Here is a 13,680-nt window from a genome sequence, read left to right on the forward strand (position 1 = left end):
GTCTCGGGTCAGGCGTCAGGACCTCGGCAGAGTTTCACCGGTTTCCTATGGTGCTTTCTTTGGAGTTACGAGTTGCGCCGGTCGCAGCTCTTCTGCTTCCTTGAACAGTGAAAAGGTCTGGTTCACGTAGCCGACGACGCCATTGATCTGCTGCAAATAGGCTTGCAGCTCCGGAGTGTGTTCCGCTTCCACCAGCTGGATGGCGCGGGACTGGGGGTAGACTTCAAAAAGAACATAAAACAGCGGGTCTCCGCGGCGCAGGATGAGGGGAGCGGAGATATCGTGCCATTCGAACGCCCATGTCAGCGTTCTCGGCCAGACGTTGATCGGGAACCTTCCCGGTATCATCAGGCCGGGAAGCGAAGATTTCCCGACATGCTGAAACGGTGGCAGCTGCGACATGTAGGTGGGCTCGTCCGCAACGAAGATATACGGCAGGCGCATCTGCAGGATGGGGCGGTCGGGCGAGCGCCATTCTTCGCGCGGATGAAGGATGATCAGGTGAGCGAAGACATCGTCTCGAACCGAGGACATTGGCCCGTCGGCGTTCACGACCACGGGTTCACCGAAGTCGGTTTCGGCCATCTGAAGGGAAAGGTCGCAGGGGCAAAGTACTTCGAAAAGCCGGCTTTCGAGCCCCAGGACCGCAGGGCAGGCTGTCACGGATTTGGCATGGGTTCGCTGGCGCGGGGCTGAGGGCTGTTTCAGCCTTTGCGGTGGCTTGTAGACCAGTTGGGATTCGTCGCCCGCCAGCAGCCAGCCGACCGTTGCCGGCCTGCTGCCTTCAGTGTTTCCGCCGCTTGCATCGACGGTAACGTTGAAACTCAGCACGGGAGCACCACCCTTGTTATCGCCGGAATTGTGCACTGATCCAGGGCGGAGCTGGGAGCCAGCGATTGAGGCTCTTGTCGAGATAAAGGCCGGTGACGGTATTGTAGGAAACGGTCACGGGCTGGCGGGTAAAGGGATCCGTGACTTGCCGCGTCTGAATCTGAGACACGCCGTAGCCCGGTGAGAAGACGGTATTTGCGTTTGGAACCCGTGACCCCGCGCGCCCCCCGTAGACGGTGTTCATTACTGCGCGCCGTGAGCCGGGATGCCCCGGGTGGATGGTGTTCATTCCCGGTCGGCGGTAGCCTGCGCCACCGCTATAGACGGTCTCCATAGCTGCCCGCCGGAAACCGGGATGGCCGGCATAGATGGTATCCATCGCAGGTCGGCGATGGCCGGGATGTCCAGCGTAGATGGTATCCATCACCGGTCGGCGATAGCCTGGATGACCTGCATAGATGGTGTCCATCACCGGTCGCCGCGCGCCCGGATGTCCTGCATAGATCGTGTTCATCGCCGGCCGTTTGGAGAAGGGAGCGTATCCAGCCGGACCGGCGGTTAGGGTTTCGGAATGCATCTGTCCGGGCCGACTGCCCATGGAGCTGTCGGCTGAGGGTCTTCTGCCTGCGCCCAGTTTTACGAGATCTTGATCGATCCCCGGTTTCTTTCGGTCAACCAAAGCTTATCCCTCAAGAACCAAATACTATAAAAGATTTAAGTGCTAAACTGACACAAAGTTACAAAATGCCTCTGCTTTCCGCAACTCCTTTCAGAGCTTCGCCTACGTTCCTGACGACATTGCTCCAGTCTCGCGGATGCTGTTGCCGGAAAAAACGCATGTCCGGATACCAGTCCGAACGGTCTCCCTCAAAGCAGTGATACCAGTGGGGAAAAGTGTCGAGCAGCAGCCAGACCGGTGTGCCGATCGCCCCGGCAATATGTCCCACCGCACTATCGGTCATCACGATGACGTCCAGCGACTGGATCATGGCGGCGGTTTCGGCAAAATCGAAATCGTCGCAATCGATGACAAGGTCACCCAACCCGCCTTCGATAAGCTGGCGATGGGGCGGCCCTTTCTGCAGGCTGTAGAGTTGAACGAAGGGTAGTTCGGCAAGCGGCAGAAAATCCGAGAGCTGCGCTGCCCGGTCCGCGTTGCCACCGTAGTCCACGTTTCCCGACCAGAGGATACCGACACGAAGCGGTGCTCTCGCCCTTGCAAGCAAGGCGTCCCGCCTTTCTGCAAACGCCGGATCGCACTTCAGGCGCGGAGGTGGGTAACGGGACGGATCATCGACACCAAGCAGATAAGGCAGTGACAGAAGCGAGATCTGAAACTCGCAGCCATACCCAGGGAGCTCTTCAGCATTCTCGACCCAGATGTCGACACCTTGAAGGTTCTGCAGGAGGTGCGACAGGGCGGGGGGACACAGAAAATGGACGCTTGCGCCGGCAGCCTTCAAGCCTGGCAGAAACCGCGCCGCCCAGATGATGTCGCCGTGCCCACCCTCGGGCAGAACCAGGATTTTCCTCTCCGCTGGCGGAGATCCGTCCCAGAAGGGCAGGTGGTGAACGGCGGCCGGAGTGATGCCGGCGCCGAAACGATGCTCCCAAAGCGGCCAGCCACGCCGATAGTCCCTTTGCCCCAGAGCCAGCCAGGAGGCTTCGATAGCTGAACCGGCGTCGTCCGGATCGTCGTGCAAGAGCCTCTGAAAGATGTTGAATGCCTCGCCATGCCTGCCTGATCTGGAGCGGGCGACAGCCAGGACATAGTCTATCTCAGGATCGTCCGGCTGCAGGTTTTTCAACTGTTCTGCCACGGCCAAGGCATTTTCCGGGCGTCCGAGGCGCAGATAGTGCGCAGCAAGGCGGTGCAGGGCGACGATGCTTGGCGGCGTGATGGCAGCAGCCCGGGTAAGACAGGCAAGTGCAGCCGTATCCCGCTCCTCCAGAAGATGAACCTCCGCCTGCAACAGCCAGGCGTCCACATGACCCGGAGCGAGCTTCAGGCAGGCATCGGCATAGGCAATTGCCGTGGCACATTGCTCCCGGCCGAAGCTTCGCAGCGCCATTTCGTACAAGTCATCTGCCTTCAGGGGGCCGGGGTCTCTGGTCATTTGGTCTGCTGCGCTGTCCCGTTCACGTTGCTCTGTAGACTTCGTCTATGCCGATAAACTCGATCACCTCGTATCCCTTTCCAGCCATGAAGGTAGGGATCTCGGGACTGTCGGTAATGTTCTCGATGGTCCACACTTCGACCGGGATGGTCTCGAAGGGAAACTCTTCCAGGACAGCCATCTCGCCGCCTTCAACGTCGAGAGACACATAATCGATATGCTCAATTCCCGCGTCTGCCAGTATCTCCCTGATCGAGCGGACCGGTATCTTTGCAATGCGCTCGTCGTGCTCGGGATGCTGCCGGATCCTCTCCAGAAGGTCCGGAGCGATGTTTGCAAGCAGACCGCCGCTTTGGGTGTAGCCGGCTCGGATTTCCAGGAATTCCGCGAAAGGTGTCGGCGAGCCGACCGCAGCGTTGAGGCAGCTGCAGCCGCGAACGGACGTCGCCTTTGCGAAGTTTGCCGGCGACGGCTCAATCAAAAGCCCGGTCCAGCCAAGTTCCTTTTCGAAGAAAAGGCTGTTTGAACCAGTGAGCCCGTCATATCCGCCAAGTTCCAGGAAAACGCCGCCTGTACGGTGTTTCAGAATCTCGTCGTTCAGGAACTTGTCCTGGCCGGATTGGCTGAAATACTGCTGGTGCATGCCCAGGGCCTTTTCCACGGCCCAGATCTCGTGCCGCAAGCCGCCCCGGCTCGGTCCGAAAACATGTTTCAGCTGACCGACAAGCGTTTCCCGAAGGTCTGTCAGGGCTTGCGGGGAATACTCGCTGTAGAATTCCGGCATGGTCATGAGGCAGTGAGGTCCTGGCTGATTTGAAATTGCTTTGAATTGAATGGTTCAAGTCCATGCGAAAGTTACCTTAGGTTAGTTCAGGGTGCTGCCCAAATTCAAAGTCTTTGATGATCCCGCTGTAAGGGGGCGCAAGGAGCACGCACTGGAGAGGGCGAAAGGTGACGGCGCGAATGAAAGACCAGACATCCGCATCCAGCCTGACCGAGGCATTCCTGGAGTGGTACATCGCCAACCGGCACAGTCCGGATCTGGCCCAGCTGAATGACTATCTGCTGAATGCCGCCTTGTCGGCGCGGGGCTACAACAATCTGGAGAGCGGCGAGACCTTCTTCGTGAAAGAGATCCTGGCCGCCACTGCACCGAGGCTCTGTTTCGACATCGGTGCGAATGTCGGCCGATACCGTCTTGATCTGTTGAACTACACGTCCGCCGACGTCATTGCCTTTGAACCGCTGATCTCAACGCATGGAGAGCTGGTGCGAAACACGCAGGCGTACGGCGACAGGATCGTTTGCGAAAACGTCGGGGTTGGTAACTTCGACGGCGAGGGGATACTGCATTTCGATGCAACGAACCCTGTTCTTGCCTCCTTCTCGCAGGAGGTGAAGAAGGTGAGTTATGTCACAAACGAGCAAACGGTGAAGGCGCGGGTGACGTCGCTTGATACCTATTGCAGGGTAGCCGGAATTACAGCGGTAGATCTTATCAAGATCGACACGGAAGGCTTTGAGACCGAAGTGTTCGAAGGGGCTGCCAGGGTGTTTTCCGAAATCAGGCCGCGGTTCATCCAGATGGAGTTCAACTGGCACCAGATGTTTCGCAGCAGGACGCTGAACGACTTCGCGGAAATGCTTCCAGAATACGACGTCTATCAGTTGCTGCCGAACGGTTGGACGCGGCGGGAGCCGAGAGATCCATTGGCGAATTTCTACCAGTTTTCAAACTTCGTGTTCGTCTTGAACGGACAAGGGGAGTTTCTGCAGACTGCTGACAGCGGCGTATGATTTTATCTCGACAATACGAGACCCGAGTTCCGTATTGATCTCCTGCTTCAGTGCCGCGCGTTTGTCATTCGTCTGGTATATGCGTCGTGCCAGATCCACGAAGCGGTCCTTGCAATCCTGCGATCGGTCGCAGTTGCGGATGTCGTCTTCGAAACTCCACAGACTTTCATTGAGGCTTTTCAGCCGGGCCTTCCAGGTGTGGACCTGGCCCGTATCAGGCATGTGCCGGTCGTAAATCTCGCTGAGCGAAGCCAATTCGAAGCGGACGTGTTCCAGTTTCTCCGGAGCGGATATGCGGTCGGCCTTGATTTCAAGGATGGTGATCTTGTCGAGGAGTTCAGCCGGTGAAATCGGTATGTAGATCATGTCGACCAAGACACATGCCTTTATGTTCTTCCCGCTGGTTTCAGAACTGTACCATCAAGTCGCTGGTCCGTTAATTGGCGTGCTTGCGAGGCGGGGGGCACAGAACCTCCCGCCGAACAAAAAAGCCAGCCCTGCGTCACCAGGGCCGGCTGATTGCATGTTGCTGCAGGCAGGCGATTACTGCAGCAGGGCCGGGGCGTTGTCCGGAACGGGCGCAGGCGGCACCTTGGTGTCGGTGAAGGCGGGGACGGCTGCTTCAAAGGCGTCCAGCCAGGCCACAAGTTTCGGATGGGTCTGCCGCCATTCGCCGGCAAAACGGATATCCAGGTAGCCGAGGGCGCAGGCGAGCGTCAGGGAGCCGGCATTGACGTCTGCAGCGGTTGCCGGGACAGGTGGCGTGTTGTCTTCAAAGTGCTTCAGGCCACGGTCCATCTTGGCTGCCTGATAGGCGTCCCACGCCGGATCACGGTACTTCGGTTCCTTGAAGCGCTTCTCGTAGACCCGAAGGATGGCCGCATCCATGATGCCGTCCGCCAGTGTCTGGTCCCGCAGGACCGGAAACCGGGCTTCGCCCTCCGGAAACAGCTTGCCGCCGCCTGCCAGGAAGTCGAGGTATTCCAGAATGACGGAGCTGTCGTAGAGAACGTCGCCGTTTTCCAGGACCAGCGCCGGGATCTTGCCAAGCGGGTTCTGGCTGCGGAGGCTGTCAGAGGGGTCGGCGGTATTGGCGTCTTCGATCTCGACCTTGCCCTTGAGGCCGAGAATGGACAGGGCGAGCTTCACCTTGCGGCCGAAAGGCGAAGGGGGAGACGAGCGAAGTTTCATCATGGGTCCGAACTCCTGAAAGAAGAAGGCGGTTGGGGTGTCTAAGACGGTTAGCGTGCGCCGGGTGGCGGCACGGACAGGCTGCCGGCGCGGCAGCCGGATCTGTCGACCTCGCGGCAGGCACGGAATTCCAGATCCCGCGTGAGGCAGATGCGGACTTCCTCAAGTTCGCCCCGGTCGCAGGTGACGGCAAGCCCGTCCTCCTTGAGGCCCGGATTGGCAAGCCGGAAGGCTTTCTCAACGGTATCGGGTGCGGCCTTGCCGCGCTTGTCGAGTGTGCGGAAGGCCCCGGGGATCGTGATCTTGTCGAAAGCCTCGCGGGTGAGGTCGAAGTAGTCTTCCGGCGTCAGGCCGGAGCATGTGCCGTGCTTGCGCCATTCGTGGAAGACGAGATTGTGGCTCGGCATGATGTCTTCCATCGAAACGGCGATTTGCCGGTCGATGCGCTTCGGCGCGCCGGGGCAGCTTTCCGGGAAGCCACGCTCGTATTGGGGCCACAGGCCATGCACGACGAAGCGAAAGGGCTTGGAGACATCACATTGATGTGGATTGGCATCCGCGCCCTGTTGCTTGCAGTAGGTCGGCGACCAGGACAGGGCGAGGACATAGAAATCGAATTTTCCGGACTGATCAGCAGAGGCTGGCAGGCTCAGAAGTCCCGCCAGAAGGCAGACGGACAGTCTTCCGATATGGCCGAGCAGCGCCATGGATCAACCTTCTTGGGGAAGCCGTGGCCTTAGTGCGGGCGCGCCGTGCTGCAATGGTCGCCGTAGACCCGCCACTTGTCCAGAGGAGCGAGGCAGGCCTCCACATTCCAGCTGAGCCCGACGAAACCGGCGTGCTCTTCCACCATGTAGTGGACGGACTGAATGGTGCCGTCCGACAGGCTGGCCGTGCCCTTGCAGTAGCGGCGCTCGATCGGGCTGACGTCATTGCCGCTGTTGTTGACTTCACTGATGCCGTCGATGCTCAGGATCGTGCGGCCGCCGTAATAGTCCTTGCGAGCCCGGGCGACGGTGCCTGCGACGGCACTTTGAACGGATGCGGCCGTGCAATCCGGCAAGCGCTTGTCACTGCCAAACGAGAAGTAGACACGGTCGTCATTCGCGGCAGCCGGTGCAGCCAAGCTTGCGCAAAAGGCCAAGGCTGACAGGGTCAAGCAGACGGATCGGGCAATACTCACGGCATAAACTCCGGAAATCAAACTGTGTAGGAGACGATGGGGGAGCCGGGTCGGAAGGTCAAGGTTCGATCCCGGTAAAAGTGTCACTGTAGGGGCTTTATTCGCCGATCAGCTGCGTTACGTTCCAGCTGGTGCCGGGTCCCTGGTGCAGGACGTCGCACAACCAGGGCAGAACCAGGCGCATTTCCTCCGCAAGCGTGAAAGGGGCGTTGATCAGTGTCATGCCCGAACCGAGCATTCTGGTGTCCGGGCCGCTCTTGCCGACGTTGAGGTCGAGGCTCAGTACGTCGCGCAGGCCAGCTTCGTCGAAGTCGCCATGCATGCGCCGGATCGCTCTGACATCCTTCATCGGATACCAGAGTGCATAGGTGCCGCCTGGCCATTTCCTGTAGGCCTTCACCACGGCGTCGGTCATGCGGGAGAATTCGTCCGTCACCTCGAAGGCGGGGTCGATCAGCACAAGACCGCGTTTCTCCTTGGGGGGCAGAAAGCTTCCCATGGCAAGCCAGCCGTCCAGGTGGATGGTCTTGACCTGATGGTCTCCCGCGAACCGCTCCGCGAGCGTCTTGAAATCCGCCGGGTGCAGTTCCGTCAGCGTCAGGCGGTCCTGCTTGCGCATCAACTGCCGTGCGACCATGGGCGAGCCCGGATAAACCTTCAGCGCGTCGCCGTCGTTGAGCGCGCGCACTGCCGTCAGCCAGGGAGCAAGCAATTCGGCTATCTGAGGCGGAATATCGGCCTCAAGCACCTTGCCGATGCCCAGTTGCCATTCACCTGTCTTCTGCATCTCCTGCGAATTGAGATCGTAAAGACCGATGCCCGCGTGGGTGTCGAGGATGCGGAAGGCTTTGTCCTTGCGCTGGAAATAGGCGATCAGGCGGGCCAGTACGACGTGCTTCAGGACGTCGCCGATGTTTCCCGCATGATAGGCATGGCGGTAGTTCATTCGGACTGGTTCCCGGTGGCAGGTTCAGCATCGCGCTTGAAGAAGATGACTGCCTTGTCGCCATGGTCTGCCTTGCCGATTTCCGAGAAACCGAGACGGCTGTGGAACCGTATCGAGCCCGGGTTGGCGGGGCGTTCGTTGACTTCGCAGACGAAAACACGACCACTGCCGGCAAAACGTTCAAACAGCGCGCCGTAAAGGGCGTCGCCGATCCTCTTGCCCCGAAGGCTTTCGTCGACGCAGATCCGGTCGGTGTAGGCAAAATTTGAAACGCGTTGGCTCAGCCATTGATAATTGCGGCTGTCATAGCCGGCGCCGTCGCCCAGGCACAGCAGGAAACCGGCAGGCGTGTCGTCCACGACTGCAACAAGACAGACAAGGGCGGAATTGACCAAATCGAGCAATTCTTCGGCTGTCAGTTCGTTGACGGCCGGAACAGCAGCATTGTTCAGCGGCAGCAACGCGCCGAGGTCGCCCGGCAGGAACGGTCGGATGGTCAGGGTATCGGATGAAACGGCAAGCATGGGGCACCACGGTGGATTTCGGACCCGCCTTATAGGGGCTTCGGCAGGAAGTGGAAAGATGTCCGCTGGATCCGTTGATTGCAGCTACTGCAGGGGATCAAGGGAAACCGGCACGGCTCCAAGTCAGGTCGGGGGAGGCGGTGCCGGCATTGTTGGTAAAAAGAATGTGGGCGCAGCAAGGCTGCGCCCACTTGCTTCATGCTCTCAAGCCTCTGTGTGGCAGGGGCTAGGGGAGCTTATTCTTCGGCAGGTCCGCCATCGTCTTCCTGCGGTGCGTCGCCTTCTTCAAGCGCCTGCAGGTTGACCGCTTTGGGGCCCTTGCCACGACGATCCGGTTCGGTCTCGAAGGACACCCGCTGTCCGCTGTCCAGGCCGGCAAAACCGGACCGCTCGACCGCGGAAATGTGCACGAACACATCCGCATCGCCTTCGTCCGGAGTGATGAAGCCAAAACCCTTGTCGTTCTTGAAGAACTTTACGGTGCCAGACTGACGCGGGCCACGCTCGACCGGGGGCATGTCACGCCGCGGGCGCTGCTGACGGAAGCCGTCGCCTTCGCCGCCTTCGCGCGGGCCGCCGCCATATCCGCCGCGTCCGCCACCGCCGTAACCGCCTTCACGGCCACCGCCGCCACCGTATCCGCCACGGCCACCGCCGCCGCCATAACCGCCGCCATCGCGACCACCGCCGCCATAACCGCCGCCTTCGCGTCCGCCGCCGCCATAACCGCCGCCTTCACGTCCGCCGCCGCCGTAGCCACCACGGCCACCGCCGCCGCCGTAACCGCCGCCGCCTTCGCGGTCGCCGCCGCCGCCGTAGCCACCACGGCCACCACCGCCACCGTAACCGCCCCGGCCGCCGCCATAGCCGCCTTCTTTATTGTCGTCGCGGCCGTAGCCGCCACCAAAATCATTGTCGCGTCCGCCGCGGTAGCCGCCATCCCGGCCGCCGCCATAGAAGTCTCCACCGAACTCGCTTCCGCCAAAATCACTGCCGAAGTCTTGCGGACCGCCAAACTCGCGCTTGCCGCCGCGCCGACCACGCGACCGCCGGTCCGAATCACCATCGTGCATTACCGAATCACCTTAATTGTTGCGCCCTTTCGGCACATAACGACCAACCTCACCCGCCTTCACAGTCGAGTCACCACACTCAGGCGCACTCCGTGCGTCTGATCAACATTCTGGGATCGGGTTGAAACAATCTTGCCACATCCCTCTCCAGCCGCTGCGTTATCATCATAAGGGCGGGACAGGGAAAATCGCAAGAAAATCCTTGGTGCAGGCGCTAATTGGAAGCGTTTTTCGGAGGCCAGGTACTTGACCAATTGGACAAGTCAGGTTCCGTACCGTCACATGTTTTCCTGGCCGCTTCTTCCAGCAGCACCAGGCCGGTGCCGTTCCACACCCATCGGTTCCACAGGCCGCATTCGCCAACTCCTGAACCCTTGAAGTAACTTACGAGCTGTTGATCGGCCGGAATCCATCTTGCGTTGTAGATGAGATCCGTTGCGACCGGACCCTTTTCCGACATGCGGGCGACATGCACCTGACGGGCCGCGCCGTCCTTGCCGGAAAGGACAGCTACATAAGGGCTGTTGTAGGCCGTCGGAGCCCCGCAGGGGATGATGTAGAGCGCGGCGCTGTCGGCAAGCGGCACGCGAACGGCATTCAGGCTGGCGAAGATGGTCGGGTCGATTTCAGAGCACAGGCGGTTGGCAGACCAGACGGCAGCCACTTCCGGCGGGAGCTGGTCGGCGCTCATCAGCGGAATGGCGTGCGGGGCGTCCCTGGCAGGATCGGTGCCGGGAGAGACGATGGCTGCAACGGTGCCGGTGCGGTCCTGGCGATTGTCGAGCCACAAAAGACTGGATTTGAGGCCGAGGAGGGGGACGGGCACCGCGACCGGGTCGGTTCCGGTGGTCGCAGGTACGCTGATGGTGAGTTCCTTGCCCTTGCGCATGGCGTCAAGCAGCGTCGTTGTTGCCGGGCCTGTCGGATACCAGAAGCCTTCTCCACCGAGCGGACGGAAACCGGCTGGCGGATTGACAGCCGGCTGCATCTCGCGCAGCTGTTCGATCGGCAGCGCCTCGATCGGAGCACCGTCGACCTCGAACTTCAAGGTGCCGTCCTTGGGCAGCTCGGTGTTGGTGGTTACACGGACAAGAGGCTGGGCCTCCGCCTGCCAGTCGCGGACGATGCGCACATCGACCCAGACCGACTGGCTGCGGGTGAACGAGGAGGCAAAGCACACGCCGGTATTGCCGCAATCGACCGTCCAGCTTTCGAAGCTGGGCGTCGTCCGGCCAGGCTGCGCCATTGTGCTCGAAGCGCCCAAAAGCGCTGCGGCAACAGTCATCAGCAATGTCAACAGTCGTGGCGTCATCAGCTCCGGCTATCCGAATGTGCTTGGCGTCTTCCAACAGGTCCATACATCTTGTACGAAATGCACGCGGCCAGGTGAAGCCGCGATTGACCAGAAACACGACACCGGATGGTGTTGTCCCGTATTTGTTACAATGGGCCGTGCGAGGCCGCTGTTGAAGGAGGCTACCATGGCGCAGGACACGACGAACTCCGGTGGGGATGAAAATCCGGAAGACGGCATGCCGCCAATCCAGGTGATGGTGATTGCCGTTACGCCGTTTCAGCAGAACTGTTCGCTCATCTGGGACCCTTCATCCATGCGCGGAACGGTGGTTGATCCGGGCGGTGATGTCGACAAGATCCTGGCAGCGGTGAACAAGCAGGGCGTGAATGTCGAAAAGATCGTTCTCACGCACGGTCATATCGATCACGTTGGCGGTGCGGCCGACCTGGCCGAAGCGCTGAAGGTGCCGGTAGAGGGGCCACACGAAGCCGATCAGATGCTGATCGACAGGGTGGCCGACCAGGCGGTGCAATTCGGCGTGGAAGGCGTCAAGCCCGTGATGCCGGATCGCTGGATGGTTGAAGGCGACCAGGTGGAAATCGCCGGGCGGATGTTCGATGTTCTGCATTGCCCGGGCCATTCACCCGGCCACCTGGTGTTCTTCGACAAGGAACTGCGTTTCGCGATTTCCGGCGATGTTCTGTTTGCCGGCTCCATCGGTCGCACGGATCTGCCGGGCGGCGATCATGCGACCCTGATCAAGTCGATCCGCGAAAAGCTGCTGCCGCTTGGTGACGATGTCGCCTTTCTTCCTGGTCATGGCCAGGCCTCGACGATTGGCCATGAGCGTGAGACCAATCCGTTCCTGACCTGAGGTGCGGTGATGCCTTGATCCGCTGAGGGCTGCCCTCGGCGGACCGGAAGACTAGAAATCTGCTACTGCCTGAGGTCCTGCTGCGCCGGTAGGGCGACGGCTAATGACTTTACCTGTCAGAGCAGGGCTCTCAGATCGTCGATGCGATCATTGACCAGCCAGCCGTAGTAGTTTTCCTGCGGCCAGCTTTGGCCGCTGCGGCGGTATTTCGCAGCCCGGCCCCAGGGATCGCCGAGATTGTAGAGCGTCGCGGTCAGGCCAGGGTTTTTCGAAATATCCACCTTGCCGACGGACTTATAGGCGGCAATGGAGTCCTGGATGATCGCGGCCATGTAGTGCAGCGAGATGTTCGGGTCCATGGTGGCCTTGTAGACCGCCTCTGAATCGGCTGCCGTCAGCTTGCGGAAGTTGCTTTGCTTGGCAACCCGGTCGGTCATCTTGAGGACCGTGAGCGGGCTCAGCTGGCCAAGGCCGAAGCTCTGGCCGGAATAGAGCGGCTGGAAGAACGCTTCGTTGAAGTTCTTTTTCGGGTAACGGACGCCGTCAACCGAACGGCCGCGAAACTTGCCGTTCCAGACGTTCTCGTAACAGGACCAACGGCGGTCCGAGCTTTTCTGAACATGGTCCTTGCGGCAGCGTTCGAACTCCGGGCGTTCGACGAACTTGTCGACGTGCACTCCGTTCAGCTCGAAGTCGAAGCGGATGCCGGCATAGGCGAGAGCCTTGACGTAGTAGGACTGGGCGCTGTCGAGCGTGTCGTAGTTGTAGGTGTGTTCGCCGACGATGGCGCCGATGATGTGGATCGGGTCGATGCCGTAGCGGGCGGAGACGCGCTTGATGGACCCCATCAGGCGGCGGTCACGCTTCAATACGGCCAGAACCTTGTCGAACTTGGCATCATAGGATGATTTGGAGGCGGCGGTACGGCGCGAAGAGGCGAAGGGGATCTTCGGCTGGCTCTTGAACCGGTTGCCTTCCGGCACCACCCGCACGGATTGGGCTTGCACGGTCGTACTTGTCGCGAGAGGCAGCGCCAAAGGAGTCAGGAGCAGGCCAAAAACCAGACATCCAGTCACCAGTCTGGAAATTCGGCCGAGATGACGGGTCTTCCTGCACACCATAATTTTTCTGCGCCTGGCTTTATCTTGTGTTTCTCGCCGACCAAATGCGGTCGTGCCGGCGAGCTCCAGTTGGTTCACATAGCTCGCTGGATGCGACTGTAAATAACTCATCTTGCAAAAAGCCCCCAGAAAAAACCACCGCAGCCGCGAAGATGCAACCGGTTCCTGTCTCTAGGGCAGGGACATCAACAAAGAAGTGATGCCGGTCACAGCCCGGTGGATTGTCAGGAGCCGGGTGCCGAACGAAAGGCCGCGGCAGGCCCCATGCGCAGGCGGACAGCCTTTGGAACGTCCAGGAAGTCGTAGAAGGCCCGGTGCTGACGCAAGCCGCATAACTCGCGCTGGATGGTGACATGCCAGAGCGCTTCACCGGCTTCGGCAAGCTGGTTTTGCAGGGTTTCGCTATCTGTTTCGGAACCGTCTTCCGCCGATTTCAGATCGGCCAGGGCCGTCTCCAGCTTTTTGGTAAGCCGCGAAAGCGTGGATGCCTTCTCGTTGAGAATCTCGTTCTCGAGCGCTGCCGAGAGCGGATCCTTGTCGGCAGGTCTGGTCAGTTGAGGTGGGCGTACGGTCATGACGTCGGAAACTGTTGCGGCAATCTCACGCAGGGTCACACGACGGCTCCTTTCAAGGCAAGCCTTTTTCCGCAAGAGCTGACGTCGACTGCATCGCGGTGAGGCTCGGCCTCGGGAGGGGCCGGAAGGTCGATCTGTTTCTCGGGAATTA

The 13,680-nt window shown here is 60.3% G+C and carries 16 protein-coding genes; 2 read left to right on the forward strand and 14 right to left on the reverse strand.

Going from position 1 to position 13,680, the window contains the following annotated elements; all coding sequences use genetic code 11:
• Positions 1-45 precede the first annotated feature (45 nt).
• From ACP90_RS07650 to ACP90_RS07665, 4 genes are all read right to left on the reverse strand, one after another.
• Positions 46-831 (reverse strand): hypothetical protein, encoded by a 786-nt coding sequence (locus ACP90_RS07650; protein ID WP_062487712.1) that lies wholly within the window; start codon positions 829-831, stop codon positions 46-48.
• Positions 832-847: 16 nt separating this feature from the next.
• Positions 848-1,408 (reverse strand): hypothetical protein, encoded by a 561-nt coding sequence (locus ACP90_RS07655; RefSeq protein WP_145915725.1) that lies wholly within the window; start codon positions 1,406-1,408, stop codon positions 848-850.
• Between the two features lie 160 nt (positions 1,409-1,568).
• On the reverse strand, positions 1,569-2,948 hold the full coding sequence (locus ACP90_RS07660; RefSeq protein ID WP_082809687.1) for a tetratricopeptide repeat protein: 1,380 nt from the start codon (positions 2,946-2,948) through the stop codon (positions 1,569-1,571).
• A 22-nt stretch (positions 2,949-2,970) separates the two neighbouring features.
• The gene (locus tag ACP90_RS07665; protein ID WP_062487718.1) at positions 2,971-3,738 is read right to left on the reverse strand and encodes an FkbM family methyltransferase; all 768 of its coding nucleotides are present in this window, start codon (positions 3,736-3,738) and stop codon (positions 2,971-2,973) included.
• 173 nt (positions 3,739-3,911) lie between these two features.
• On the opposite strand from ACP90_RS07665, the gene ACP90_RS07670 reads away from it, so the two are divergent.
• A complete protein-coding gene (locus tag ACP90_RS07670; protein WP_062487719.1) occupies positions 3,912-4,745 on the forward strand; it encodes an FkbM family methyltransferase in 834 nt (277 codons plus the stop codon).
• On the opposite strand, the gene ACP90_RS07675 is transcribed toward ACP90_RS07670, so the two are convergent.
• From ACP90_RS07675 to ACP90_RS07710, 8 genes are all read right to left on the reverse strand, one after another.
• On the reverse strand, positions 4,680-5,111 hold the full coding sequence (locus tag ACP90_RS07675; protein ID WP_208993555.1) for a DUF6165 family protein: 432 nt from the start codon (positions 5,109-5,111) through the stop codon (positions 4,680-4,682). The two genes, ACP90_RS07670 and ACP90_RS07675, sit on opposite strands and share 66 nt — an antisense overlap.
• A 177-nt stretch (positions 5,112-5,288) precedes the next feature.
• Positions 5,289-5,939, reverse strand: a complete 651-nt coding sequence (locus ACP90_RS07680; RefSeq protein WP_022998022.1) for a glutathione S-transferase family protein — start codon at positions 5,937-5,939, stop codon at positions 5,289-5,291.
• Between the two features lie 47 nt (positions 5,940-5,986).
• Positions 5,987-6,643, reverse strand: a complete 657-nt coding sequence (locus ACP90_RS07685; RefSeq protein WP_062487723.1) for a ribonuclease T — start codon at positions 6,641-6,643, stop codon at positions 5,987-5,989.
• Between the two features lie 29 nt (positions 6,644-6,672).
• Positions 6,673-7,119 carry a hypothetical protein gene (locus ACP90_RS07690; RefSeq protein WP_208984223.1) on the reverse strand — a complete coding sequence of 149 codons (447 nt, stop codon included), beginning with the start codon at positions 7,117-7,119 and terminating at the stop codon, positions 6,673-6,675.
• A 97-nt stretch (positions 7,120-7,216) separates the two neighbouring features.
• The gene (gene rlmJ, locus ACP90_RS07695; protein WP_062487725.1) at positions 7,217-8,065 is read right to left on the reverse strand and encodes a 23S rRNA (adenine(2030)-N(6))-methyltransferase RlmJ; all 849 of its coding nucleotides are present in this window, start codon (positions 8,063-8,065) and stop codon (positions 7,217-7,219) included.
• Positions 8,062-8,589 carry a GNAT family N-acetyltransferase gene (locus ACP90_RS07700; RefSeq protein ID WP_062487727.1) on the reverse strand — a complete coding sequence of 176 codons (528 nt, stop codon included), beginning with the start codon at positions 8,587-8,589 and terminating at the stop codon, positions 8,062-8,064. The genes rlmJ and ACP90_RS07700 overlap by 4 nt, the downstream gene beginning before the upstream one ends.
• A gap of 236 nt (positions 8,590-8,825) precedes the next feature.
• Positions 8,826-9,662, reverse strand: a complete 837-nt coding sequence (locus tag ACP90_RS28705; protein WP_062487729.1) for a cold-shock protein — start codon at positions 9,660-9,662, stop codon at positions 8,826-8,828.
• Positions 9,663-9,876: 214 nt separating this feature from the next.
• Positions 9,877-10,974 (reverse strand): DUF1176 domain-containing protein, encoded by a 1,098-nt coding sequence (locus ACP90_RS07710; protein ID WP_022998016.1) that lies wholly within the window; start codon positions 10,972-10,974, stop codon positions 9,877-9,879.
• A gap of 169 nt (positions 10,975-11,143) precedes the next feature.
• On the opposite strand from ACP90_RS07710, the gene ACP90_RS07715 reads away from it, so the two are divergent.
• A complete protein-coding gene (locus ACP90_RS07715) occupies positions 11,144-11,833 on the forward strand; it encodes an MBL fold metallo-hydrolase (RefSeq protein ID WP_031268222.1) in 690 nt (229 codons plus the stop codon).
• A 116-nt stretch (positions 11,834-11,949) separates the two neighbouring features.
• Here the strand turns inward: ACP90_RS07715 and ACP90_RS07720 are convergent, their stop codons facing one another.
• The gene (locus tag ACP90_RS07720) at positions 11,950-12,954 is read right to left on the reverse strand and encodes a DUF1402 family protein (protein WP_062491445.1); all 1,005 of its coding nucleotides are present in this window, start codon (positions 12,952-12,954) and stop codon (positions 11,950-11,952) included.
• A gap of 224 nt (positions 12,955-13,178) precedes the next feature.
• Entirely contained in the window at positions 13,179-13,568 is a 390-nt protein-coding gene (locus ACP90_RS07725; RefSeq protein ID WP_208993482.1) for a DUF6665 family protein, read from the reverse strand.
• Between the last annotated feature and the right edge of the window lie 112 nt (positions 13,569-13,680).

Source organism: Labrenzia sp. CP4 (assembly GCF_001579905.1).
In the GTDB taxonomy this organism is placed as follows: domain Bacteria; phylum Pseudomonadota; class Alphaproteobacteria; order Rhizobiales; family Stappiaceae; genus Roseibium; species Roseibium algicola.

Coding starts and splice junctions, on each gene's coding strand:
- ACP90_RS07700 (WP_062487727.1), bottom strand. CDS start 8,589: ATGCTTGCCGTTTCATCCGATACCCTGACCATCCGACCGTTCCTGCCG.
- ACP90_RS07670 (WP_062487719.1), top strand. CDS start 3,912: ATGAAAGACCAGACATCCGCATCCAGCCTGACCGAGGCATTCCTGGAG.
- ACP90_RS07660 (WP_082809687.1), bottom strand. CDS start 2,948: ATGACCAGAGACCCCGGCCCCCTGAAGGCAGATGACTTGTACGAAATG.
- ACP90_RS07720 (WP_062491445.1), bottom strand. CDS start 12,954: ATGGTGTGCAGGAAGACCCGTCATCTCGGCCGAATTTCCAGACTGGTG.
- ACP90_RS07665 (WP_062487718.1), bottom strand. CDS start 3,738: ATGACCATGCCGGAATTCTACAGCGAGTATTCCCCGCAAGCCCTGACA.
- ACP90_RS28705 (WP_062487729.1), bottom strand. CDS start 9,662: ATGCACGATGGTGATTCGGACCGGCGGTCGCGTGGTCGGCGCGGCGGC.
- ACP90_RS07675 (WP_208993555.1), bottom strand. CDS start 5,111: ATGATCTACATACCGATTTCACCGGCTGAACTCCTCGACAAGATCACC.
- ACP90_RS07710 (WP_022998016.1), bottom strand. CDS start 10,974: ATGACGCCACGACTGTTGACATTGCTGATGACTGTTGCCGCAGCGCTT.
- ACP90_RS07655 (WP_145915725.1), bottom strand. CDS start 1,408: ATGCATTCCGAAACCCTAACCGCCGGTCCGGCTGGATACGCTCCCTTC.
- ACP90_RS07680 (WP_022998022.1), bottom strand. CDS start 5,939: ATGATGAAACTTCGCTCGTCTCCCCCTTCGCCTTTCGGCCGCAAGGTG.
- rlmJ (WP_062487725.1), bottom strand. CDS start 8,065: ATGAACTACCGCCATGCCTATCATGCGGGAAACATCGGCGACGTCCTG.
- ACP90_RS07715 (WP_031268222.1), top strand. CDS start 11,144: ATGGCGCAGGACACGACGAACTCCGGTGGGGATGAAAATCCGGAAGAC.
- ACP90_RS07685 (WP_062487723.1), bottom strand. CDS start 6,643: ATGGCGCTGCTCGGCCATATCGGAAGACTGTCCGTCTGCCTTCTGGCG.